Annotated in this window: 20 protein-coding genes and 1 pseudogene; 8 read left to right on the forward strand and 13 right to left on the reverse strand. The window is 42.1% G+C overall.

Annotation, left to right across the window (positions count from 1 at the left end):
• Window positions 1–21 precede the first annotated feature (21 nt).
• The 4 genes from LP316_RS15310 to rimK are packed head-to-tail and all read right to left on the reverse strand — an operon-like array spanning window position 22 to window position 3,300.
• Window positions 22–888: a mechanosensitive ion channel family protein gene (locus LP316_RS15310; RefSeq protein WP_193021974.1), complete on the reverse strand. Its 867-nt coding sequence runs from the start codon at window positions 886–888 to the stop codon at window positions 22–24.
• Between the two features lie 2 nt (window positions 889–890).
• On the reverse strand, window positions 891–1,328 hold the full coding sequence (locus LP316_RS15315) for an ATP-dependent zinc protease (protein WP_193021975.1): 438 nt from the start codon (window positions 1,326–1,328) through the stop codon (window positions 891–893).
• The gene (locus tag LP316_RS15320) at window positions 1,325–2,359 is read right to left on the reverse strand and encodes a succinylglutamate desuccinylase/aspartoacylase family protein (protein WP_193021976.1); all 1,035 of its coding nucleotides are present in this window, start codon (window positions 2,357–2,359) and stop codon (window positions 1,325–1,327) included. Before LP316_RS15320 ends, LP316_RS15315 begins: the two co-directional genes overlap by 4 nt.
• A 26-nt stretch (window positions 2,360–2,385) precedes the next feature.
• A complete protein-coding gene (gene rimK, locus LP316_RS15325) occupies window positions 2,386–3,300 on the reverse strand; it encodes a 30S ribosomal protein S6--L-glutamate ligase (protein WP_193021977.1) in 915 nt (304 codons plus the stop codon).
• A gap of 119 nt (window positions 3,301–3,419) precedes the next feature.
• On the opposite strand from rimK, the gene LP316_RS15330 reads away from it, so the two are divergent.
• Window positions 3,420–4,262 carry a LysR family transcriptional regulator gene (locus LP316_RS15330; protein WP_193021978.1) on the forward strand — a complete coding sequence of 281 codons (843 nt, stop codon included), beginning with the start codon at window positions 3,420–3,422 and terminating at the stop codon, window positions 4,260–4,262.
• Window positions 4,263–4,403: 141 nt separating this feature from the next.
• Here LP316_RS15330 and LP316_RS15335 read toward each other — a convergent pair whose 3' ends face one another.
• From LP316_RS15335 to LP316_RS15375, 9 genes and pseudogenes are all read right to left on the reverse strand, one after another.
• Window positions 4,404–5,207, reverse strand: coding sequence for a mechanosensitive ion channel family protein (locus LP316_RS15335; protein ID WP_193021979.1), 804 nt, complete (start codon window positions 5,205–5,207; stop codon window positions 4,404–4,406).
• 141 nt (window positions 5,208–5,348) lie between these two features.
• The gene (locus LP316_RS15340) at window positions 5,349–5,702 is read right to left on the reverse strand and encodes a cupredoxin domain-containing protein (protein WP_193021980.1); all 354 of its coding nucleotides are present in this window, start codon (window positions 5,700–5,702) and stop codon (window positions 5,349–5,351) included.
• 8 nt (window positions 5,703–5,710) lie between these two features.
• Window positions 5,711–7,957, reverse strand: coding sequence for a heavy metal translocating P-type ATPase (locus tag LP316_RS15345; protein ID WP_193021981.1), 2,247 nt, complete (start codon window positions 7,955–7,957; stop codon window positions 5,711–5,713).
• Window positions 7,958–8,041: 84 nt separating this feature from the next.
• A complete protein-coding gene (locus LP316_RS15350) occupies window positions 8,042–8,770 on the reverse strand; it encodes a PepSY domain-containing protein (RefSeq protein ID WP_193021982.1) in 729 nt (242 codons plus the stop codon).
• Between the two features lie 743 nt (window positions 8,771–9,513).
• Window positions 9,514–12,627, reverse strand: a pseudogene (locus LP316_RS15355) (efflux RND transporter permease subunit); the annotation flags it as partial.
• 11 nt (window positions 12,628–12,638) lie between these two features.
• On the reverse strand, window positions 12,639–14,384 hold the full coding sequence (locus LP316_RS15360) for an efflux RND transporter periplasmic adaptor subunit (RefSeq protein WP_193021984.1): 1,746 nt from the start codon (window positions 14,382–14,384) through the stop codon (window positions 12,639–12,641).
• Between the two features lie 2 nt (window positions 14,385–14,386).
• Window positions 14,387–15,832, reverse strand: coding sequence for a TolC family protein (locus LP316_RS15365; RefSeq protein ID WP_193021985.1), 1,446 nt, complete (start codon window positions 15,830–15,832; stop codon window positions 14,387–14,389).
• The gene (locus tag LP316_RS15370) at window positions 15,832–16,314 is read right to left on the reverse strand and encodes a DUF411 domain-containing protein (protein WP_193021986.1); all 483 of its coding nucleotides are present in this window, start codon (window positions 16,312–16,314) and stop codon (window positions 15,832–15,834) included. Before LP316_RS15370 ends, LP316_RS15365 begins: the two co-directional genes overlap by 1 nt.
• Before the next feature lie 112 nt (window positions 16,315–16,426).
• Window positions 16,427–16,867 (reverse strand): hypothetical protein, encoded by a 441-nt coding sequence (locus LP316_RS15375; protein ID WP_193021987.1) that lies wholly within the window; start codon window positions 16,865–16,867, stop codon window positions 16,427–16,429.
• A gap of 300 nt (window positions 16,868–17,167) precedes the next feature.
• Between LP316_RS15375 and LP316_RS15380 the strand changes: the two genes are divergently transcribed.
• The 7 genes from LP316_RS15380 to LP316_RS15410 all read left to right on the forward strand — a co-directional run bounded on the left by LP316_RS15380 (window position 17,168) and on the right by LP316_RS15410 (window position 26,281).
• Window positions 17,168–19,438: a TonB-dependent receptor gene (locus LP316_RS15380; protein WP_193021988.1), complete on the forward strand. Its 2,271-nt coding sequence runs from the start codon at window positions 17,168–17,170 to the stop codon at window positions 19,436–19,438.
• A 10-nt stretch (window positions 19,439–19,448) separates the two neighbouring features.
• Window positions 19,449–20,129, forward strand: coding sequence for a Fe2+-dependent dioxygenase (locus LP316_RS15385; RefSeq protein WP_193021989.1), 681 nt, complete (start codon window positions 19,449–19,451; stop codon window positions 20,127–20,129).
• Window positions 20,130–20,301: 172 nt separating this feature from the next.
• A complete protein-coding gene (locus LP316_RS15390; protein WP_193021990.1) occupies window positions 20,302–20,697 on the forward strand; it encodes a hypothetical protein in 396 nt (131 codons plus the stop codon).
• Window positions 20,694–22,832, forward strand: a complete 2,139-nt coding sequence (locus tag LP316_RS15395; protein WP_193021991.1) for a caspase family protein — start codon at window positions 20,694–20,696, stop codon at window positions 22,830–22,832. Before LP316_RS15390 ends, LP316_RS15395 begins: the two co-directional genes overlap by 4 nt.
• Before the next feature lie 141 nt (window positions 22,833–22,973).
• Window positions 22,974–23,516, forward strand: coding sequence for a YaeQ family protein (locus tag LP316_RS15400; RefSeq protein ID WP_193021992.1), 543 nt, complete (start codon window positions 22,974–22,976; stop codon window positions 23,514–23,516).
• A 104-nt stretch (window positions 23,517–23,620) separates the two neighbouring features.
• Window positions 23,621–24,634 (forward strand): pirin family protein, encoded by a 1,014-nt coding sequence (locus tag LP316_RS15405; RefSeq protein ID WP_193021993.1) that lies wholly within the window; start codon window positions 23,621–23,623, stop codon window positions 24,632–24,634.
• A gap of 312 nt (window positions 24,635–24,946) precedes the next feature.
• Window positions 24,947–26,281 (forward strand): hypothetical protein, encoded by a 1,335-nt coding sequence (locus LP316_RS15410; protein ID WP_193021994.1) that lies wholly within the window; start codon window positions 24,947–24,949, stop codon window positions 26,279–26,281.
• The last annotated feature ends 55 nt before the right edge of the window (window positions 26,282–26,336 follow it).

Raw genomic sequence — 26,336 nt, forward strand, 5'->3', positions numbered from 1 at the left:
TCAAATCCTTAGTACAACAGGTTATTTACTCTGTTTAATTTCAATTGCGCCATCAATATGAACATCGCGTTGTGGAAAGGCAATAACGATGTCTGCTTCGTTAAACGCCTCATCTATGGCAAAGCGAATATTGCTGCTAACAACCCGTAAACCACCTTCTACTTGAGAGTTAATCCAATAATAGACTTCAAATAGTAATGAGTTATCGCCGAAGTCTTGGAAGAACACCGCTGGCATTCGACCTTCCTCCTGTAAAACTTGGGGTTGCGCCTTTGTCACCTCGAGTATTAAATCTCTCACTTTCTGGCAATCACTGCCATATGCAACCCCAACGGTTACCGTGCCGCGAATCAGTTTGTCACGAAGTGTCCAGTTGGTTACGGTATTTTCGAGTAATTTGCTGTTCGGAATAAGCATGTGAACACCGTCTACACGCCTAACACGGGTAGAACGAGTGTTAATTTCTTCCACGATGCCTTTAACGCCTTCAACTTCCAAAAAGTCACCAATTCTAATCGGCTTTTCGCCCATTAATATCCAACCACTGATAAAGTTGTTGATTACGTTTTGCGCGCCAAAACCAAAACCGATGGCGATAGCACCCGATAAAAACGCAAATGCCGTTATTGGCACGTTGATCATCGACAAGGTAGTGATAAAGATCAGTGCCAGCGCAATAACGTACAAAATACGCTCAATTAAGTGCACTAAATTAGGGTCTTTGTTTTTATCTTTTAAGCGATTACCCAAAAGCTTGATAGAAAAGCGCGAAAGCCAAATACTCACGATCAGCCAAATTGGGACCGTTAGTACTTCGAGCAAGGTAAAATCGTTACCGTTAAAGGTAAAGAGGGTCATGTTTAAAATATTTTGGATCTTCTCAAGCATCATTACTCCTCAAGGGTTGAAGAAATAAAGGTTTGTGACACGTCAACATAAAAGTGATCACTAATTGCCTGTCGCCCCAATAACATTAAATAAGTCATATCAGAGCGATCAGTTAAGGTAATTTCAATATTCCACTTGTGATCGCCTAAAATTGCCGGTGTTTTGACAACATAGCGCTGTTCACTCAAACCATTAGATGATTTTACTTTTCTAACATCGTGTAACAAAGCCGAACAATGGGTAATTGTCTCAACATTGTGGATTTCAGGGTGAATATCAAATTCAATACCTGGCTTACCTTTGATCTTTACGCGCTTGATATTATCAACGTGTAAAGATGAAGTTTGTGCGCCGGTATCAACACGTACCGGCAGCTGGCTAATACCTAACTCAGGTAAATCAATTGCCTCAATGTGGCCAATAATCATTCTATCTGTCATAACAATTCTTCACTTGTTTCTGTGTTAACAACTAACGCTTCTTCAACGTTGCCAATATGCTCGGCAATTTGCTCATCATCTTCACTAAAAAACGCAATGTGATACATAGCTTCACCTTCTTGTACCAGCGGAATATTTTGCTTACCGATAATAACCCCACTCTTATGCGCTAAGACTTTACCGAGTACATCACCATAAGGACTGCCTATTTCAGCCAAGACATCGCCTTTGACGACTTGATCGCCTAATTCGTATAAATGCGTTGCAATACCACTAGCACTTGCTCTCACCCAGCCGCTATGATTCGCAATAAACTGAGTCGACTTGCGCTTTCTCGCACCGCGTTTAGGCATCATTTTTAAATGGCGAAGAACATTCACTATGCCCTTGATACCGGCGCGAATAGAGAACTCGTCAAAACGCAACGCTTCACCCGCCTCATAAAGCAATACTTTGGTTTTATTTTTAACCGCAGCCTCACGCAGTGAACCATCAAGTACATCTGAGTTCAAAATTACAGGCACATCAAACACTTTAGCCAACTCTAATGTCATTTCATCAGACAAATCCGCGCGAATTTGCGGCAAATTTGAGCGATGGATAGCGCCAGTGTGCAAATCAATCCCGTAATCACAATGGCTAACAATTTCCGTCAAAAAGATATTGGCAACCCTTGCAGCTAAAGACCCTTTTGCTGAACCCGGAAAGCTTCGGTTTAAGTCGCGGCGATCCGGCATGTAACGCGATTGGTTTACCACGCCGTATACATTGACCATAGGTACCGCTATTAATGTACCGGCTGAAACCTTAAAGCCTTTCAAGTTAATTAATCGGCGAATAATTTCTATACCATTGAGTTCATCGCCATGGACAGCAGCACTGACGAAAATCGTTGGACCACGTCGCTTACCGCGAATAATATAAACTGGCAAATGAACATCAGCATCGGTATAAAGCTTGGCTACGGGCAAATCGATTTTACGCGTTTCGCCCATGCCAATCTCATATTCACCTATTTTTAGTATAGTCATTGTGACACCCTTTCCTTTAGAGCTAATTAGCCTTGACCACGTGTTTTAGTTGATCTAGCTCTGGCAGTTTTACCTGTTTTTTCAATAAACTCAATCACTTTGCCTGCAATATCAAGTCCTGTTGCGGTTTCAATTCCCTCTAAACCCGGTGAAGAGTTAACTTCCATTACCATAGGGCCATTATTAGAGCGAAGTAAATCAACACCACAGAAATTTAAGCCCATAACTTTCGCCGCATTAACCGCTGTTTCGCGCTCGGCTTTTGTTAGTTTAATCACTTCTGCTGAACCGCCGCGGTGAAGGTTTGAGCGGAACTCACCCTCAGCACCTTGACGCTTCATTGCTGCAACAACACGCCCACCAACAACTAAACAGCGAATATCGGCACCGCCTGCTTCTTTGATGAACTCTTGCACTAAAATATTAGCTTTTAAGCCCATAAAGGCTTCAATAATACTTTCTGCGGCTTTTGCTGTGTCAGCTAATACCACACCAATACCCTGAGTACCCTCAAGTAACTTGATGACTAGAGGCGCACCACCAACGTTTTTAATCAAGTCTTTTACGTTATCAGGCTTGCTCGCAAAGCCTGTGCGTGGCATACCAATACCTTTACGTGAAAGTAGTTGCATTGAACGCAACTTGTCACGAGAGCGGCTGATAGCAACCGATTCATTAACATTAAACGTGCCCATCATTTCAAACTGACGTGCAACCGCTGTACCGTAAAAGGTAATTGAAGCCCCAATGCGCGGAATAACAGCGTCGTATTTTGGCAACTCTTGACCGTGGTAGCGAACAGCTGGTCGACTGCTGGTAATATCCATGTAGCAGTGTAATGTATCGATAATATCAACTTCGTGACCACGCTCTAAACAAGCTTCTTTTAAACGGCGCGTTGAGTATAAGTTTTCACCACGAGATAAGATTGCAATTTTCATAATAAATTCCTCTGTTTTGTTGGGCGCTAAATGTAGGCAACAATTAATGAAAAGAAAAACGAAATAAACTATAGTGTTTAACAAATATTTTTTATTAAACTAAAGATAGCCAACGCCTGATGAAAATCGAATTATTGACCACTTTTTTAGAAGTTAGCCAAACCTTGCACTTTCGGGTGGCAGCAGAAAACCTTTTTATCACTCAAGCTGCCGTTAGTAGCCGCATAAAACTATTAGAAGATGAATTGGGGGTATTACTGTTTGACCGCACACATAAGCGTTTAAAGTTAACCGCCGAAGGCCATCGCTTAGTTAAACACGCCAATGAAATGCTGATCATGTGGCAAAAACTCAAGCAAGATGTCGGGGTGAGCGAAGCTAACTCGAGCCAATTGTTTGTTGGTTCAATGATGTCGATATGGGATATCGTACTGCACGATTGGCTGCAAAAAATTCACCGTAACCTAGACGATGTTCACTTACATATTCACAACTACTCCCCTATTGAATTGCGCAAACAAGTCTTATCACGACTGATCGACATTGCCTTTGTCTTTGAACCACCACACGTGGAAGACATCGTTGCCGAAAAGGTATCAACCGTGCCTTTACAGCTAGTTTCCACCGAGCAAAACGCCGAACTTAGCAACTTAGAAAATATGATCCAAGTAGATTACGGCGAAGCCGTAAATAGCCAATTTATCCGTGATTTTAGTGAGTATGAAGTCGTGCGACACACGATGAGCCAACCGCGCATAGCGCTTAACTTTATTCTAGAAGCGGGTGGTACGGCTTACCTACCGAAACAAATGTGTTTCGAGCACTTAAGAAAAAACAAGCTTTTTGAAGTTGAAGAGGCGCCAATCTATAGCCGTGAAATACACGCTATCTATTTAGCAAAAAGTAATAAAGTAGAACTAATTAAAGATTCGCTGTTACTTTTCCCTTATGTACGGGCATAAAACAACGTTGGTATTTAAAAATTTCCTTTATTCTTTTGATAAATAAAATTTATCGATAGGCCACCTATTAAAAAATAATTTATCTTTATTAAAAACTTTTTGTCGACATTAAACACGGCAACGCTAGCTTTAATTGGTAAGCTATTTCGCCATGCTAAAGTTGAAAAAGTCTTTGGTGAGTTGCTGCTCTATTTCTATCGCTTTTTCTGTTGGGCAGAATAAGTTGAAATTTAACTTCACTTTGCCGGTGTCAGTCGTGGTAATTTGCACCGTTGGCTTAGGGCCCGCAATAGTTACATCTAATCGGTTCTCGATTAGTGTGTTGTAACGCTCGGCAACATCGGCAAAATCGGCGCAATATGCCATCGCTTGAATTTCGAGACTTTCAATAAGGCTATTAACATCGCCAGTGGGTGCTTCATAGGTAATAGAAAAGCTATGATTGACGTAGCGGCGCATGTAATTGAGGTTTTTGATCGGTTGTAACATCAAAGCGCTGTTAGGCAAAAACACCGTGCGACCAGTGTAGCTGTAGGTTTCTCTATCGACTTCGAGCAAAACAACTTTCGCCCAATCGATTTGTGAAACTTCACCTGTTATTTCATTGGTTTGGATCCAATCACCGACTCTAAATGGCGCACTTGCTGTGATGTAGAAAAAGCCAATAAAACATTGAATAATCTCTTTGGTCGCTAATACAATCGCCACAACAAACGCTGCAATAGACAAGGCAAAACGCTGTAATTCTTCTGCCCACAACGCCATTAAAATTAACAACATCAACAAGTTAAACAAATTATTAAAGTTATTGATTAGATAACGTTTATCTAGCCCTTTTCGCTTAAACTTGCGTTTGTAGAACCGACACACGGTAACTTTGATCGCAAAGCCAATCAGCAGGATCAAAATTGTTAACACCAGCTTGTTATCTAATAAATATGTCATTTGTATGTCTTGGTTAACCTGAGTCGATGAAAAGTCGCGCGATTTTACGAAAATCACAAAGCACAAGATACTAAATATTTTTTGTCGTGACCATGAATAGTATTTTATTCAAGCAAAGCAACACACTTAATGTTATAACGATTAAATGACTTTAATGACCCCTTGATACATCATCATTTGGCAATGAAACGAATACTCACCTTTTGCCAAACCATCAAACGAGATCTGCGTCACTTGATTGAGGAGGAGTTGCTCACTGATATTTAATGCTGGTATCAATACACTTTCAGCACACGGTGTTGCATCAACTCGATTAAAGCGCAAAACAAAAGGCCGGTTAGCCATCACTTGGATAATAGCGGGCGAATACACCCCGTCTTTAACCTCTATCACTACATCATCAAATACAGGCGTTGCGGCTTTTGGTTTATACAACCAAAACCACCAAATTATCAGCCCGATCAAGCACAACCCAATTAAGTTTACGATTATCATTTACTTACCTACGCCTGAGTTTTCACTTTAAAAAGCCTCAATCGATTAGCATTACTGACCACAGTCACCGATGAGAAGGCCATCGCCGCACCTGCAACGATTGGGCTCAGTAAAAGCCCAAAGTATGGATACAATATTCCCGCGGCAATAGGGATGCCTGCGGTGTTATAAACAAATGCACCAAACAGGTTTTGCTTAATATTACTCAGCGTTGCTTGGCTAATTTCAATGGCATCGACCAAGCCATGTAAGGAACCACGCATTAAGGCGATGTCTGCACTTTCAATCGCGACATCAGTACCTGTGCCTATAGCAAAACCGACATCGGCTAAGGCGAGCGCCGGAGCATCGTTAATACCATCACCTGTCATACCAACAACTTCTCCTTGGCGTTGTAGTTGCGCCACTTTATCGGCTTTATCTTGGGGCATCACGTCGGCTAAAAACTCAGTAATCCCCACTTGTTCGGCAACGGCTTGTGCTGTTTCAGCATTATCGCCGGTTAACATAATGGTGCGAATCCCCTTTTCTTGCAGGCGGCTTATTGCCGCAAGTGAATCCGACTTGATTGGATCAGCCACAGCAATAAGCGCCACTAATTGATGATCAACGGCAAGATACATCGCGGTTTTCGCCTGTTTTGCCAAAGCAGAAACCTGACTTACCTGCGCCTTGAACTCAACACCGCAATCGTTCATTAACTTAGCATTACCCAATAACAGTGATTTGCCTTGACAGTTTGCCTTTACACCTAATCCTGTGACCGCTTCAAACCCCTCTATCGGCAATAGCGATATTGCTTGTGCTTGAGCACTTTCAACAATTGCATGAGCTAATGGATGTTCTGAGCCGTTTTCGAGACTAGCGGCAAGTTGTAAGACGGCTGTTTTGCTTAGATCACTTGTTAAAATAATGTCCGTTACTTTCGGCTGACCTTCGGTAATGGTTCCTGTTTTATCGAGTAACATCGCCGTTACTTTGGCCGCAGTTTGCAGCCCTTGGCCATTTTTAATTAACACGCCTAACTCAGCTGCTTTCCCCACCCCAACCATCACCGACATGGGCGTTGCTAAACCCAAGGCACAAGGGCAGGCAATAATTAGCACGGTCGTTGCGCTAATCAATGCAAACGCAATCGTTGGCTCAGGGCCAACATTAAGCCAAACTAGCGCGCTTAAAATGGCAATGATCATCACCACAGGTACAAAAACACTCGCAATAACATCGGCTAAACGCCCAATGGGTGGCTTCGAATTTTGCGCTTGCTTTACCATAGCAATAATTTGTGAGAGCGCTGTATCCTTGCCGATACGCGTCGCTTTGAATAAACAAGAGCCGGTTTTATTTAATGTCCCAGCGACCACCTCATCGTTAACGTTTTTTTCAACAGGCATCGGTTCACCCGTTAGCATCGATTCGTCTACTGAAGTGCTACCCTCAACCACTATGCCATCAACCGGGATTTTTTGGCCGGGCTTAATTTTAACAATATCATTTTGTAAAACCTGAGCGATGGCTATTTCAACGTCTTGATTATCTCGCACAACAATAGCGGTTTTTGGCTGTAAACCAATCAATCGTTTAATGGCTGCCGAGGTTTTTCCTCGGGCCTTTAACTCCAACGCCAAGCCTAGATTGATCAAACCAATGATCATCGCGGTTGCCTCAAAATAGACATGTCGAGCCATGTCAGGAAATGCGTTGGGTAAGAGAACAACCGCCATAGAATAAAGCCACGCAGCCCCCGTACCGATGGCAATGAGGGTATCCATATTAGCGGTGTGATTAAGCAGCCCTCGCCATGCGCCTACATAGAAGTGTTTACCTGAGGCAAGCATTACCGCAAAGGTTAATAAGCCAACCGCGCCCCAGCTCACCCGCTCAATTGGCGTTTCAACGTTCATCTCGCCAATAAATAAGCCATAAACCATCAAGGGGAAACCCAACAGCAATGCAATTACAGTGTGCCTAACAAGTTTCTTGTAATAATCGCGCTCAGCAGCTTCTTTTTCATCAAGAACTTCGTCAAAGTCACTGCTATCAATGTGCTTGGCGTTATAACCGGCTGACTCAACGGCGCCAATCAATAGCTCTACTGGCGCTGTACCAGTAACGATCACCGTACGGTCGGCAAAATTCATCTGGGCATTACTAACACCGGCAGTTGCTTTAAGTGCCGACTCAATTTTGCCAACACAGCTAGCACAACCAGCACCTTCTATGGTTAATTGAACGCTCACTTGATTCTTTTTCATCACCACTCACCCTTTGTACTTGGGAGGGAGCCATTCAATAAGATGGCTCTAACAATTTTCATCGCTTTAACGCGAAAACGACAATTAAAGTTGCTTTAATTCTTTGAGCTTATATTGGCGCTTTTGCAGTAAATTAATCGTCCAAATCATACCGGTAAACGATAACCACAAGGTGATAAAGCCAAAGGCGATTATTTGCCAGTTGTTAAACGAGCCTTCATTGGCATAATCCATAAAATGCAGCATGAAGAAAATACCGGCAAAGCGGCTGTCATCATCGCTGTGCCCCGTTATTCGGCCAGATTGTGCTTCAACATAAACTCGCGTATTTACCTCATCATTAAAACTCACTTGCCAACTCGGATTCTTTTGCTTGGGTAAATCCTCATTTTTGCCGCCAATAAAGCTAACCGACTCTACCTCACCAGGACCATTATAAGATTGTTCAGCAAGCGCTATGGCCGTTGTTCTATCAATCTTAAACAGCTCACCCGTGTAGGCGTGATATAAACTATAGCGATTGTTAAAATGCGGATATAAGCCCTTTTCATGATTCATTAAATAATAAGGCTTACCGAGTAAATTAATCAGCTTTATTGAAGTCGACGCTGATGAGTTCTCTAGTAGTTGCTGTGGCTCAACTAAGCGACTGTGATCAAAAACTAACGGCTGATGAAGATGAGCGCGATACTGATGGCCACCGGCTTTATGATGATCCATTAAATTAAAATACAAACCGGTCGCTAGCCAAATAAGCAATTGCAAACCAACAATAACAGACGCCCACTTGTGAATTTTTTTGACTAAACCCATTAGCTCATTCCTCGCAGCTTTTTAGCAAGTGTTTTAAATTCCGGTTTTACCACCCGATCGTAACTTAACACTGCGCCGGTAATAGCTGCTAACAGGCCAAATAAGGCAAACCAAAACAGTAATTGATTGTCTATTTCACTGGCTTGATAATCCATCACATGAAACCTAAACATCCAATCAAATAGTCGCCACCACTCATGTCGTTTGGTGACGACTTCACCCGTTAATGAGGAGATATAAAGTGCTGGTGCACCAAAATTATCAAAATCGACACGCCATGCTGGTACGCGGCGAGGGCTTAATTCAAACGGCGGATTATCTGTAATTAAACGCGCTGAAATAATCTCACCATCGCCAGTATATTCATGCCTTGCAATGCGTTTGGCGGTTTGCTCATCAAGCGGTGAAAGTAACTCGCCAGAATTAGCATCCACTAAGTATTGCTCGCCCTCAAGGCTAAAGCGATATACGGGTTTATCAAGCATCATCGCCAACGACAACTCATCAAATTGCCCATAGCGTTGGCGCAAGGTTGTTGTTGATATATTCACTTGGTCAGCAGATAGCTTGGTTTGATGATTGTGAACTAAACTATCGCCGTGAATATAGTGAATATTAAAAAACACCATATAAGCGCCGGTCACAGACCAAATAACAAACTGAACGCCAATAAATGCCATTAACCATTTGTGATACTTTCGACTAGTTTTCAACAAGTTAAATTTATTTTTTCGTCTGTTATCGATAGTGCGTGACTTCCATAACAAATACACCGCAGGCAGCACTAACAAGGTTAAAATCACGGCACTGGCCATACCGCCAACCATAGGCGCGGCGATCCGGCTCATGACTTCAGAGCCAGTACCCGTACCGTATAAAATTGGCATCAAACCGATAATAATGGTCGCTACCGTCATCATCACGGGGCGTACTCGCATACCAGCGCCTTGCATGATCGCATCAACTAGCGCGTTACGATCAAATGTTCGCCCTTGCGCTTTTGCTGATTCAACGGCTTCTTTGTATGCCTGATTTAAATACACGAGCATGATCACGCCGATTTCCACCGCAACCCCAGCAAGTGCAATAAAGCCAACGCCTACTGCGACAGAAAAGTTAAAGCCCTCTAGATACATCAGCCAAATACCACCGATCATCGCTAACGGCAAAGTGCCCATAATGATCGCGACTTCTGCTAAACTTCTAAAGTTGAGATAAAGTAAAACAATGATAATCGCTAACGTTAACGGCAAGACATAACTTAGCTTTTCTTGTGCCCGCGCCATATATTCATATTGGCCAGCCCAACTAATTGAATAACCGGCGGGCAAATCAATCTCGTTAGCAACTTTGGCTTTAGCGCCTTCGACATAACTGCCAATATCAACACCATCAATATCAATAAACGTCCACCCGTTAATCCGAGCATTTTCACTCTTGATCCCCGGCGGCCCCTCTTCCACATAAACATTGGCGACATCGGCCAGTGCGATACGTTGGCCTTTTGGCGTGACAATCGGCAGTTTTTGCAGTTGCTCAGGTGAGTCTCGATAATCTTGCGGATAACGTAAATTAACCGGATAACGCTCTAACCCTTCAACGGTTTGCGCTACATTCATCCCGCCAATGGCCGTTGCAACCACTTGCTGAACATCGGCGATATTCAAGCCAAAACGCGCGGCTTTGATGCGATCGATATCCACTTTAATATAGCGGCCACCGGCAACCCGCTCAGAATAAACAGAGGCGGTACCGGGGTAATCTTTCAAGACTTGCTCAAGCTGCTGACCAATGGCTTGAATGACCGCTAAATCGCTACCAGCAACCTTGACGCCCACCGGCGTTTTAATACCTGTTGCCAGCATATCGATACGCGTTTTTATCGGCATTACCCAAGCATTCGTTAGGCCGGGAAATTGTACCAATTTATCAAATTCTTGCTTTAAGCTTTCGGTAGTCACCCCTTCTCGCCACTGGCTTTGCGGCTTTAACTGAATAAAGGTTTCAATCATCGTGAGCGGCGCAGGATCGGTCGCTGTTTCCGCCCGCCCTACTTTACCGAACACAGATTCCACCTCAGGTACGGTGCGAATGAGCTTATCGGTTTGTTGTAACAACTCACGTGCTTTACCAATCGATATCCCCGGATAGGTGGTTGGCATATACATTAAGTCGCCTTCATCAAGTGGCGGAATAAATTCACTGCCAATTTTATCCAGCGGTGAAAAACCGACCCAAGTCACAGCTAGTGCCGCGATAATTGTCGTTTTTGGGTAGGCTAACACTAGGCTTAACAATGGCTTGTATGCGGCAATTAAACCGCGGTTAATCGGATTTTTATGCTCAGAAATGACCTTGCCGCGAATAAAGTAGCCCATAAGCACGGGGATCAAAGTAATCGCTAAACCTGCAGAAGCTGCCATCGCGTAAGTTTTGGTATAGGCAAGCGGCGCAAACATTCGCCCTTCTTGTGCTTCCAGAATAAACACCGGTAAAAAACTCACAGTAATGATGAGCAAACTAAAAAATAGCGCAGGACCTACTTCACTAGCCGCCTTGGCGACGATTTGCCAGCGGTTTTCTTCGGTTAATGGCGTTTTTTCCATATGCTTGTGCATATTTTCGATCATTACTATCGCGCCATCCGTCATTGCGCCAATCGCGATGGCAATACCGCCTAACGACATAATGTTGGCATTTATCCCTTGGAAATACATGATGATAAACGACACCAAAATCCCCAACGGCAAGCTGACAATAGCAACAATGGACGAGCGTACATGAAAGAGAAAGACCATACAAACCAATGCAACAACGGCTAATTCTTCCATCAGTTTTGACCAAAGGTTATCAACCGCACGTTCAATAAGCCCTGAGCGATCGTAAACGGTGACGATTTCAACACCATCGGGTAAACCGTTTTGCAGTGCTTTTAATTTCGCTTTAACACCTTCAATGGTTTTTTGAGCGTTTTCGCCAAAGCGCATCACCACCACACCGCCCACAGTTTCACCTTCGCCGTTAAGCTCAGCAATACCACGGCGCATTTGCGGCCCTAAGGTAATATCAGCCACTTCACCTAAAAGCAGTGGCGTACCATTGATATTTAAACCCAGCGGAATCGCCTCTAAATCTTCAATCGACTGAATATAACCGGAGGCGGTGACCATGTATTCCGCTTCCGCCATTTCGACAACCGAGGCGCCCACTTCTTGATTGCCTTGTTTAATTGCCGTTTGAATTAAACTCAGTGGAATATCATAAGCACTTAATTTATCGGGATTAACCACCACTTGGTACTGTTTGACCATGCCGCCAATCGCTGCAACTTCAGAAACACCAGCAACGGTTTGTAATTCATATTTTAAAAACCAATCTTGAATACTGCGCAGCTCACTAATATCGTGCTTACCGCTTTTATCGACGAGGGCATAAAGATAAACCCAGCCTACCCCTGTGGCATCAGGGCCAAGTTGCGGCTTAGCCGAATCAGGTAAGCTTGGTGCAACCTGTGAAAGGTATTCAAGTACCCGTGAACGCGCCCAGTAGAGATCGGTGTCATCATCAAAAATAATGTAAACATAGGAGTCGCCGAAAAACGAATAACCACGCACCGTTTGCGCACCCGGTACCGATAGCATCGCGGTTGTTAATGGATAAGTGACCTGATCCTCAACCACTTGCGGCGCTTGGCCAGGATATGATGTTTTAATGATCACCTGAACGTCAGATAAATCAGGGATCGCATCAACAGGCGTGTTTTTAAACGCGAAAATACCCGCGCCAACTAAAATAAAGGTGGTCAACAAAACAAAAAAGCGATTAAAGACCGACCAATGAATAATACGTTCTATCATGGTTTTCTCGCCTAATGGTTGATGTGTTGACTATGATCCATGTCAGTCATAGCGCTGATCTCGACAACAACGAAGTCATCGCGAATTTCAAAGGTAAAATTGATTTTTTGGCCAATCGAAAACTCATCTAAGACAATATTATCGCTAACCATAAAGTCCATAGTGGCCGCAGGGCGATCCCATTTTTCAATCGCGTCACGTGAAATATTAATCACCCGTTTTTCTAAATCAATGGCATTAATCACACCATTTACTGTCGCTGACGGGGCACTATCGCTATTGTCCTCTGGCTCCGACATAATATGAATGCCGGTTACTTCATAGCCGCCCTCATTAGTTTGCGTGACTTCAAAGTGCAAAGTTTGGCCAGCTTTCAAGGCATTAATATCAACACTTTGACCAATCATAAAGTCCATCGTCATTGCTGGCCAATCCCATGCTTGCGACGGCCCATGTGTTATATTTGCCATGCGATGATCAACCATCACTGAGTTGATTTCACCTTCCATCCATACTGATACTGGCTTTTCGTCATGACTCATGCGTTTAAAGTCTGAATTTTTACTCGATTCTGAATCAATTAAAAACTGGGCAGAGGTGACGACGATATCGTCTTGCGTTAGACCAGATAAAATTTCAATGTCATCGTGATCTACTCGGCCAATATCAACGGCAATCGATTTAAACTGTCCATCACCTAAGGCTAAGACCACGCGATCTTGCTTACCTGTGCGAATTACCGCTTCTTTTGGTACGACTAAAACATCGGCACTGGTTTGCGCTTTAATATTGATTTGCGCGTACATATTCGGCTTGAGTTGATGATCAGGATTGTCGAATTTTAAGCGTACTCGTACACTGCGGTTTTTATCGTTAAGTGTAGGATAAACGTAATCGACTAGCCCTTGCCATGTTTTGCCCGGTAAGTAATCTAACGTCATAGCTACCGCTAAGCCTTGGCTGATCATTGGCGCATCGCGCTCGAAAACCTCGGCTTCAACCCACACCTGATCCAATTTGCTGATGCTAAATAAGGTGTTGCCTGGCTTAACATAAAAACCCTCGCGAATTTTTAAGCCATCAACGACACCGGATTGCGGTGAGTAAAAGGTGATGTTTTGCTTTACCTTACCTGTCTTGGCTAATTCGTTGATAAAATCAGGGGTAAGTTGCAGTGCAGTTAACCGCGCTTTAGCAGCGTTGATCAGCGACTTGTTATTGCGCTTAACGGCAATTAAAAACTCTTCTTGCGCGTTAACTAATTGCGGTGAATATAGCGTATACAATGGCTGACCTTGCTCAACCGGATTGCCTTCAGCTTTGACATACAGCTTTTCTATCCAGCCATCAACGCGCGGATGAATGTGGACTAATTGATCTTGGTCGTACTGAACATAACCCACGGTGGCAATATCAGAATCTAAGGTTTTTCGCTCAACCTGCGCCGTCCGAACACCTAAGTTATTGATAACATGAGGGGCAATTCTTACCGTACCGGGGCCATGTTCGTCAGCTGAATTCGATTCTTCATAAACAGGAATTAAATCCATGCCCATCGGCGATTTACCCGGTTTATCGCGGCGATAATTTGAGTCCATTGGCGCAACCCAATACAAGGGCTTTTTCTCATTATTTGCCTGCTCGCCTGCCCCTTGTTGGTCGTTAGGGCTTAATAAGTTAATGGCACTTGCACCAATCACAGCACCAACAATGGCTGCGCCGACTAATTTGATCATAAGATTATTGTTGTTTGACATTTTTATTCTCCCACCGACTTAACATTAAGTCGCGGCGTATCTTGTAGGCCCTTGTTTTGGTATGGGTTTTGGTATGTGTTTTGATTTGAAGCTTGGCTAAAAAAGTAATTCACTCGAGCAACGGCTTTTAATGCTTCAACATCGATTTGCAGCGCTGAAATACGCGCATTTAACTGAGCAATTCGCGATCGGACAACTTCAGCAAAGTCGCCATCATCGTTGGTATAAGCGGTTAACGAGGCTTCTGCTTGCTCTTCGGTTTGGGTTAACAATTGTTGTTGATATATCGCTTGGCGCTGCGATAACCGTTGCAACTGACGAACTTCTTTTTCAACGGCGCTGATCATTTGTTTAGTCAGTAATAACTTTTCAGTTTTTATCGCTTGCGCTTCAGCAACCGACGCCGCGACTTGTTTATCTTGTTTGTTTTCAGTAAATAAGGGTAAATCAAAGGACACACCTACTGAAAACAAATCGGCGCGACTGTCACCCGATGGCGTATCATCGCGATAACCATAACTGGCATTTACCCCCCATTGAGGCTTGTATTGCTGCTCGGCAAGATCAATATTTTTTTCAAACACTTGTTGCTTGATATCGATAACCGCCAATGCTGGGTGGTCCATCAATTCTTGTGCTAGCTGTGAGCGCGAATATTGTGAATTTTTCAATAAGTTGGTTTTAGCTAATGCTAGTTGAGGCAACTTTTCACTCACACGAAACGGCTGCGTGCTCTCGTCAAAATAGGCAAATTGACTCTCAAATTGATTACCTTGGCCAATAGCTGAGATGTCAACAACGTGTAACCACTCATTTAACCGAGCCACCGAGGTTTCAAGCTTTTGCTTTTGCGCGGTGAGTCTATCTTCTAATTGGACAATCTCCAGTTGCGCGCGAATAACATCTTGTTGTCGGGTTTTACCCACAGCATTGGCGTAGCTGACTTTTGCCACTTCAGCCATTTGCTCAAACAAAGACCAATCGGCTTCAATTAGGCGGACAGTTTGTTGTGCCAGATAGGCTTCTAACCACAATTCAGAAACTATGGTGGTCAACTTGGCTTTGCGTTCAGCGCGTAATAACGGATATTTTGACGCTTCGATTTTAAGTTGGTTGGCTTTAATAGTTAAACTATCGCCACGTGGAAACATTTGAGCAACACCAACTTTGAGTTGAGTCATGCCCTCTTGCTCCAAATTCCACGCATCGGTTGGCAAATTCGCGATCGATAGTGACACGGTTGGATCGGGTAACGTATTGCTAGCAATACTGCGATACTCTATCGCTTGTTGTTGTAACTCATTCCCCTGTAACCACGGGTCGTTTTGATGAGCTAAAGCAATCGCTTGATCCAGTGAAATAACCTGCTGAGCTTGGGTTGTAATTGCTGATAAGCCCAAAAATAAACTCAGTGTTATGCTTGATAAACGTAACTGATGCATTTTCATTAGAATTGCTCCTGATAATTATTGACCCGAGCAAACACTCGACTACTACCGTCACTAAACAAAACCAATACTCGATAAGGCATAAAGTTATCGCCCACTTCCATGCCTGGTGAACCTACAGGCATGGCTGGCACAGATAAACCAATAGCATCAGGTAATGGCGATGTTAAAAAATGGCGAATAAATTTTGCCGGTACATGCCCTTCAAAGAAAAAGCCTTGTTGGCTAACTGCGGTATGGCACGAGCGATATTGGGGTAATACACCATATTGTTGCTTAATCGTACCGAGATCTTGATGATCAACACCAGTGGCAGTAATACCCTGCTGTTCTAGATGGTGGAGCCACTTTTTACAGCAACCACATGTTGGTGTTTTATGAACAAATAATTGTAATTCATTAGCAATTTCAGGTGTTGTTTCGCTATGAGCCAGCATTGGTAGATACAGGAGTACCATGGCTAGTTTAAATAGTATTTTCATTGTCTTTCGCCACTAGAATAATCTAGATAATCAATAAGTTGTATTGGTTTAAAAGTGTAATTAACGGTATATATACAAAGAAATCAGCGCAAAAAAGACACACTGATCCTGTTTAAGCAATGATCGGTGGGCGAAATAGAGCAGAAATAACGAAGTTAGTGTGTTGAGTTTTCGAGCTAACAATCAACTCACTTGCTAAGGCAAGAGATCCTGCTTTATCAACAGAATTGAGTAATGAAACACCTGTGCAAGCATTGGTTGGGCATGGGCAATCATCACCACAACAATCGCCGTGAGTTGGCGCCATACTGTGCTCCATTGCTTTTCCGGCTAATGTTTTATCAGCCATTGTTTGATGGTGCATCATCATGGCGTGATCCGTATTAGCGTGATCAACCTTTGCTGATTGAGCTGATTGTTGAGGTGCTTTTTGATGAGATGAATGCGTGTTACCCGACATTTCACACGTCATTGCGGCATTAGCCAAGCCTTGCCCAACAAAGGCAAGAAGCATAAATAGCGCTAAAACAACGGTTGAAATGGGTTTGCTCATCATTCACTCTCAATAAATCTCGCTCAAGAGTATGCGAAATTGACCAAAATGTAAATATTTCAAGGCTCATCAACTTAGGCCACCAAAACAAACTACTGCTAAATCAGGTAGAAATTTCAGTTAATTCAAAGAAAACTAATTGATAGCTCCATTAACTTTACAAAAATATTGTTTGCATCTAATCCCTAGCAACCTCCTCCCCTAAAAAAAATAAATGATAATAATTATCATTTGCACTTCGATTTACATGACTGTATCATTCACACGATTTTAACAACAACATGACAAAGGGAAAAAACAGTGTCAAAAAAAGTGCTATTAGGCTCAACAGCTTTATTAGGTGCATTATCTATCGGCTCAACCTCAGTGTTTGCTAATGAGACAGCCGATAACAACAATAAAGCGAAAGACAAAGAGCTTGAATTAATTGAAATCCACGGTGCTCGCAACTCACTCTATAGCGTAAAACAATCAGGTGATATTCGCCGATTAGCAGAACTCGTGGATACACCTGCTACGATTACGGTATTAACCAAAGACCAAATAGAAGAATCTGGTCGCTCAGATCTCAAAGAAATCCTCTCAACCCAAGCAGGCGTTACGCTTGGCACAGGTGAAAACGGTAATGCCTTTGGCGATCGTTATATTATTCGCGGCCATGAAGCGCGTTCAGACGTATTCGTTGATGGCTTGCGCGATCCGGGCATGACCACCCGTGAAAGCTTTTCAGTTGAACAAATTGAAATCACTAAAGGGCCAAGTGCTACGTTTGCTGGCCGAGGCTCATCAGGTGGTGCGATCAACTCAATCACTAAAAAAGCATCGTTAGGTTATGATTTTGGTCGAGTAGATGGCGGTATTGGTAGCGATGACTACTACCGCGTATCGGTTGACGTTAATAAGCCAATAAACGAAGACTTTGCCACTCGTATTAACTTAATGAAAGCCAATGAAGATGCGCCAAAGCGCCCGGGCGCAGAGCGCAGCCGTGAAGGTGCGTTAATTTCTGGTTTATATGACGATGGCAACAAAACCAAAGTTTGGGCTGATGTTTACTACTTAAACGCTGAAGATGTGCCTGATTTAGGCACGACGGTCGTTAACGATAAAATTATCGAAGATATTCCAGTGTACGCCCAAAATGGCGACTTCATGGATTCAGAAGCTTGGTCAACAACGCTTCGTTTTGAACATCAGTTAAATGATACGTGGAAGTTATACAATATCACCCGTTACGGTGAAACAGAAAACGGCTATGTAGCCACTAGCGCCGGCGGTACATCGGGTTACGCAAATGAAGCTGATGCGACCAACCAAGAAAATGGCTTTGATACCTTTGCCCTAGGCAGTCATTCAAACGCACAGGAAGTTGAACACGTAGCAACACAATTTAACTTGTTTGCTGAGTTATCTCATGGCTCAATTGAGCACAAGTTACTTTTCAGTGCTGAATACGCCGATTACTCAGTCAAGAACTACAGCTACGACAATATCCGCGACTTTGTAACAAGCAACTGCTGGACAAACACTCGCCGCGGTGTAGCCGAAGGTTTTTGTGGTTTAGATAGCAATGGCAATGCCGCAGATGGACTAAATAGCGCACTTGATCGCTCTAACATTGTTAAAGGCGCCCTGAAAAATGACTACAATTATGAAGTTGCCGCGATCTCAATCATGGATACAATTCAGTTAAACGATGACTTAATGATCTTTGCAGGCCTTCGTTTAGATTCATACGATTACAGCAACCTAACCAACGGAAGAGATGGCGAAGCGCTTTATGAGTTCTCAGACACCTTAACCAACGGTCACTTTGGTGTTGTTTATGAAGTGGTTGACGATATCAACCTATACGCGTCATACGGTACGGCAACAAACATCAATGGTGGTGAATCTGATGTTGGTGGTAACTGTGGATATGGCGGCGTTTGTACTGATTCAGAAGGCAGTGCTAACGCGGAACCGGAAACAGTCACCAATATCGAGATTGGTACTAAGATGTCGCTTAACGATGAAAAGCTATTTGTTCAAATTGCCGCTTTCCAATTAACCAAAGACGACATTATGGAAGGTGCTGGCCGCGGCTATGACGTAACAGGTGCGCTAAATACCGGCAAGCACGAAGTTACTGGTATTGAAGTGGCGATGAATGGTCAACTAACCGAAAAGCTAAGTATTCAAGTTAGTGCTGCAACCATGGATTCAGAAATCCTAAAGTCGGAATCAAATCCAGATAGCATTGGCTTACCGCTAGCATTATTTGCTGACGATAGCTTTTACGCTCAAGCGCGTTATCAATTAACAGAAGACTTTGCTTTCGGTGGTGATTTTACCTACAAAAGTGGTATGACAGGCGGCCAACCTGATACAGGTTCAAATGGCCCTGACGTTCCGGCGTATCGCGTATACAACTTATTTGCCACCTATAACTTTAGCGACGATGTAACAGCTCGCGTTAATTTAGGTAATGTTTTTGACGAGGAATACTACACCTCGACATACCGCGCACCTAAGTTCATGTATATTGGCGATCGCCAGTCATTACGTGCAACTGTCACTTACCAATTCTAGGAGAAATAACATGGTCTTGATCGAGCAACTACTAAGCCACGAAGAAGTAAACCTATTGCGCCAGCACCTCGATCAAGTGCCATGGCTCGATGGTAAAGGCACGGCAATGGGCATGGCTGCTGACGTAAAAAGCAATGGCCAAGCCGATGCCAATAATGAAACCGTACAGCAGCTTGCCAACTCACTTCTGGCAAAATATGGCGAGTGTGCCAAGCTCGTTTCGGCTGTGCTACCCCACAAAATTTTTCCACCGTGTTTTAACCGTTATTGCGAAGGTGAAACCTATGGCTTGCACGTAGATGCGGCGGTAATGCGATTGCCCAATTCAACAGATATTTTGCGTTCAGATATGTCGATGACCTTGTTTTTATCTTCGCCTGATGAATACGAGGGCGGCGAGCTGATCATCCAAACCGAATTTGGTGAACAAAAAGTCAAACCCAAAGCTGGTGATGCGGTGATCTATCCATCAAGCAGTCTGCACAAAGTCACACCGGTTACTTCAGGCGTGCGCCTTGCCGCCATTACTTGGATGCAAAGTATGGTGCCCGACACCCACATTCGCGAGTTGTTATTTGAGCTAGACCAAAACATTCAACAACTGCTAAGCAATCAATCAGTGCCAAGAGCGCAACTTGATAGCTTACATCACATTTACCACAACTTGATTCGCAAACACTCGGTGTTTTAGCTATTCAAGTATTAAATTACAAAACTAATAAATCAATAATTATTCAAATTCTAATATATTTTTTTATCAATTTTCACGAATGGTCTATTATTAAATTCACAAAAAACTCCAAAGCAAGGAATGCTGCATTATCCTTCATTGGTAAATATTGGAACTCTCGGAGGGTATATACATGGATTTGTACATAAATAGTAAATCCATAAACTCAAAGCAGTTACACAACCTGTCTCTTACTATGCTTAGCGATATAAATAGCTATCAAGATTTGACAGCGTCTTTACCTCAATCACAAGTAAAACGATCTTCTAAAGGCGATCCCATTACGACTAAAGGAGATCCTGTTACGATAGGTCAACTAGCACTAACTTTTTTAGGGGGTGGTAGCGCAGTGGCCCTGCTTGAAGTAATTAGAGCATATATATCTCGAAATAACACTTTATCTATTGAATTGAAGAATAAAGACGGTAGCTCAATAAATTTCACTGCTGAAAACGTCAATGTTTGTGACTCGAAGGAATTAATCGAAACAATTCAATCAATGGCTTTAAAACAAGAGTTAAAGTCATGACCAAAACAGCCATTCTCATTGGTTCATCAATATATGAAGATAATTCTTTACACAACTTACGTTGCCCAGAATCAGATGTCACAGGTTTAGTAAAAGTATTTAAAGATAAAAATATTGGTGAATTTGATGAAATCAATACTTTTATTAACAAAAGTTCACATGAAATCATCATTCAAATTCAATCTAAATTAAACCAATTAGGCAATGAAGACACTTTAGTTATTTATTTTTCTGGACACGGAAAAATAAGTATAACCGGAAACCTTTATCTAACGACAACAAATACGAATACTCACTTATTGGAAACAACAGCCATTGAATTGGCACTTATTTATAGGTTAATCAAAGACTCTAACTGCAGAAAAGTTATTGTAATTTTAGATTGTTGTTACAGTGGTGCTGTCGGTGACGTTATAACAAAAGGGACAATAGAGGATCAAATTCAGAATGTGAATAGGGGAAGCGGAACAGTACTACTCACTGCCTCTACAGGTTTACAAGTTGCGATAGAAAAAGAAACAGACGATTATAGCTTGTTTACAAAGTACTTAATTCAAGGGCTTAAAACCGGTGAGCCAGACTTAAATGGCGATGGATTTATAACTATAAACGAGCTTTATAGTTATGCATATCAGCAAGTAACAAATGAAAGCTCTCAAGAACCTACATGTAGTGGCATAGATATAAAGGGAGATTTAACTATTGCTAAAAGTGGCAAACAGCCAAGAAAGGAAAGGGAAAAAGCCCTAGAAAAATTACTGTTTTCACTAAAACATGATAAGCGAATAGGCAAAGAGATGTTTCAAGAAGCATACTCTATCATTGGTCTTGCAGTTGATGATCTATCCACGGAACAGCGTACAAAAGACAATTTACTAACTGATTTGTTAAATGGAGATTTGGAGGCTGTTGACTTAATTTTAAAATGGAATCAAATAATAAAACCAAGTTCGTCAGGTAATAATGAACTACCACCAAAGGAAAAAATCAAAACTATAACAAGCACTGAGGCAGTTAGTAATGGTGATGAAGAAAGGGCGAAATTTACATGGTGGAAACAAATTTTATTTACCATTTGTACTATTGTGCTTTGTAGCTCCTGGGAGGTTAAAGAAGGCTTTTATATGCAGCTTTCTTGTCTGCTGTTAGTCTTAACTTTATACGTTTCAGTAAAATATCAAGCCAATTTAAACAAACCTTTTTTAGTGTCATCACCAGTATTTCTATTTCAATATGATTTTTATGACGTTCAATTTTATCTAGGAGAGACTTTGGCTACCCTGCTGTTACTTATTGGCTTAAATCAGTGGATATTAGCTAGCCCTTCTTTTTCCAGAATAAGAGAACGTCTAACCAACCATTACTTTGTGACAGTTACACTAATTCCACTTGCATCGCTAGTTCTGTCAATTGGTTACTTTTTCACAGATGATTTTTACCTTGCACCATTTATTTCGCTTACATACCTATTACCTTTATTTATTGCGATTTACTGTACTTTACACAATGAATATTCAAAGCGAATAAGCCTTATATTAAGTTACGTATGTGTTATCTGTTTATCGTTGGCGCTCAAGTATTTTGAGCTGAATTTATCTTTTGATTTTGATAATGGTTACATTTTCTTTGGGTTCACAACTATAAACTGGTTTGAGCCTCTGCTATTTATTTGTTTGATTTGGTGCGCGATCAACTTCCAACGCGATATACACAACAAGCAAATAGGATTGATTAGTAAATATGGAGTATGTGCAACGGGGTGCTTTGTACTGTATTTGTTAAATCTATCAGGAATAACTCCAGAAGCTTATATTAGTAGCCTTTTTAGCGAGCAGGCTAATACATCAAGCATAGAGAACATCGAGGTTGTAAAGACCAGCTTATTTAGCCATAACTTTTCTGCATACTGGATGTTACTCTTTTTTATATTTTGGGGAGCCAGTAACTCAAAAGTAAAATGGTATATACCAACACTTATGGGCATCATTTTTTACTTCACGATGACCGTATTTGCAGTTATTGCTGATAATACAGCTTTAATCGACATTGCTCTATTGCTATACGTTATTCTAATATTTCATTTTAGTGTAAAGTACAGCAAGATTATTCGGAAAGCTTTATCTCCTCCTAACTAAAAACTATTGAATACCAAGAGTAAAAGTATCAAAACAAAAGCAAGCGTAGCGATTAAAGGGCTAGTTTTATTCCATTTTTATAGGCCGTAATCCATTTGATTGCTGTTATAATGCCGCCATCATTTTCTAAGAATCATTTCCATGGCGTTAAAAGCAACCATCTTCAAAGTCGACTTATCCATTTCAGATATGGATAAACATTATTACGCTGATCACGCGCTAACCATTGCAAGGCACCCTTCGGAAAGCGACAAACGCATGATGCTAAGAATCATTGCGTTTGCATTCAACGCACATGAACAACTTGAATTCACCAAAGGCTTGAGCGATGTTGATACGCCCGATTTATGGCAAAAAAACTACAGTGGTGAGATTGAGCTATGGATAGAGTTAGGCCAACCGTCAGAACAACGCATTAAAAAAGGCTGTAACCAAGCCGTGCAAATGATGGTCTACAGCTACGACAACAACGCCTTTGACGAATGGTGGAAGAAAGAGCAAAACGCCCTAAATATGCGTAAAAACCTTACGATTACCACCGTCAGTGAGACTACCATCGAACAACTAGCTGACTTAGTAGAGCGCCAAATGCAGATCCAAGTCACCATTCAAGATGGTCAAGCGTGGTTTAGTGTAAATAATCAAACGATTGAGGTGAGTTTGAATAAGGTTAAAGAAGTTTAGGTTTATAGCAACAAGCACTACTTTAAACTAGGTATAACTCATTTTGATCGAAATACCGAGCATCGCGTATATTATCCTTGTTTATATTTCTAACGGAGTCATTAATGAGCGCAGTAATAGAAACCTTTAAACTCGGTTTTCCTTGGCAAACCTTCGACCCTTTCCTTTTTTGCGTGTTCCACAATGACAAATTCCCTAAAGGCAACGGCAACTTCGGCCCAGATGCATCTTTAGCTGGTAGAAATATCGGGCAGGATTTTGCGTGGAAAGACGGTTGGAATATGTACCACGGCGCAAAAGTCCCTGGCTTTCCAGGCCATCCACACAGAGGATTTGAAACAATAACATTGGTCAATGAAGGATTAGTTGACCATGCCGACTCGCTCGGCGCTGCTGGGCGTTATGGTGGTGGCGATACGCAATGGATGACAGCAGGAAAAGGTATTCAGCATTCAGAAATGTTTCCGCTAGTTAATACTGATTCCACCAACCCGTTAGAGTTATTTCAGATATGGCTTAACCTACCCGCTGCTAGCAAAATGGTGTCACCAGACTTCAAAATGTTATGGCGAGAGGAAACACCAATTGTTGAAGTTAATGACGGTGACAAAAGCGCTACCGTTAAGGTGGTTGCCGGTGAATTTGCAGGGCAAAGACCGCCATCACCACCACCAAACTCTTGGGCGGCCGAGGCTTCTAACGAAGTAGCGGTATGGCACATCAAAATACCACAAGGTGGCTCAATACAGCTTCCCGCTGCCTCTGCTGGTTTAAGCCGTGTACTTTATTTGTTTAGCGGTCACTCGGTAACCCTCGGCGATGAAGTATTGCCATTGAATCACGGCGCAAAATTACAATCAGACCAAGCTATAACTATATTGGCTGATGAAACACCAGCGCAGTTGTTGATGTTACAGGGACGCCCTATCAACGAGCCTGTAGTGCAACACGGTCCGTTTGTGATGAATTCTGCAGCCGAAATACAGCAAGCTTTTGAAGATTATCGAAGAACACTGTTTGGCGGCTGGCCGTGGGATTCGAGTGAGCCAGTTCACAAGCATGTACATGGCCGCTTTGCCAAATATATTGACGGGCACTATGTAGAAAAAGCGCTCTAATATTCATACTCTCTAGGCATTACCACCAGAGCCTTATGGCTCGGCGGTAAGCATGATGAAATTGCTATGTTATAACTTGCCGTTGGCATAGCAAACGGTACGCTCCACCTTTAGAAATTACCGCGTCAATCATTCATTGGGTCTCTACCTTCACAGCTGCTGCCAAGAACATTCGCACTGCCATCTCGATTAAACCATTCGAATTCTACCGATCGATTAAAACTTGTACTTGGTTACGAGCTATGAAATAGTAAGAATAGTCAACTAGTTAATTAACTTAACTTTTTTTATTTATTAAACATGGAAGTTGTTATGAAGTACTTACTCCTTTTACCTCTATTAGTATTACTTTCAAGTTGTAAATCACAGCAAGAGCAGATTGTCGATAGCTCATGGTACGAGATAAAGTCTGAAAATTTCAGAATCATTACTGACGATAATAGCAATAGAAGTGAAATACTGATTAAGGATTTAGAAAGGTTTCGGCAATTTACTACCTCATACTATGGTGCGGCGACACTTCCTGGGGGCAGTTTGCTACGAGGGGTAAACAAGACAAATAGCCCGTTAACCATATACGTAGCTGAATCGGTTGAATCTTATGCAAACTTATTAGGCTATGACCGAGCATTTAGTACCGCTGGTATGTATTACACCAATGAATATGGTCAATTTGCCTTTATCAATATGGGGGCTGGTTCTTATCGGCAAGTTAAAAAGTTAACCTTAGCTCGAGAGTTCCTTTTTCACGAATACATGCACTATTTGCTAGTTAATCAGTCGCAGGGAGTGTACCACCCATATTGGTATTCCGAAGGGATCGCTGAGTTATTTTCTACGCTTACCTTTGGTGATGATGACAACTTTATTTACGGCAAAATGCCGATAAGCAGAGAGTATTCATTGGCAAAAGGTCGTATTTTACCTGTCGCTCCACTGTTGATCACTACTAGGCATTCAGACGTTTCAGATGAATATCTATCCGCTTTATATGCAAGTGGTTGGCTACTTACTCATTACATCTCCCTTGAAAAGAAACAAAGTGCACAGTTAAACGGGTATCTAATGGCTCTTAACAATGGAAAGCACCCTATTGGAGCCTTTGAAACTAACTTTGGTATGAATATCAATGCCTTTAATGAGCGTTATATACAATACCTTAAGAATGACAACTATAAATATATTACTGGGAAATTTCGAGGAGGCTTTAAAGAAGTCAAAAGCACCAGAGTAGAATTACCCACGGCCGATGCACTTGGTGAAATTAGCCGAATGATGGCTATTACGTCCAAGGAAGTAGAACCCATCAGCAAATTAATTGAAACAGCAAATAAGCAAGGTATAGATACTGCACACTTTGATTTTTCGCTCGCCTATGTGTTATTGCAAGAAAAGAAAGGCAAAGAAGCTAGGGAATTGATAGCAGATCATCAGGCAGAAACAAGCTGGCAAAACATGGTAACCGCAGCGAGTTTAAAATGGCAGGTAGAGCACGGTGATATATCAGTTGAAGAAAAGCAGCAGTTATTGCAGCAAATCATTGAACTTTATCAGCTAGTAATAGAGCTTGAGCCTTACAATCAAGCAGCAAAGTTAAGATTAAAATTAGCTCAGCAAGACTTAACTCAATTATCCAAGACGGCTTGAGTTTTGTATTCTTAGATTTGTTTTTTCGCAAAGCTTAGGTAAAGGGCTGATCTTT

The sequence above is a fragment of the Thalassotalea sp. LPB0316 genome, assembly GCF_014898095.1.
GTDB lineage: Bacteria > Pseudomonadota > Gammaproteobacteria > Enterobacterales > Alteromonadaceae > Thalassotalea_G.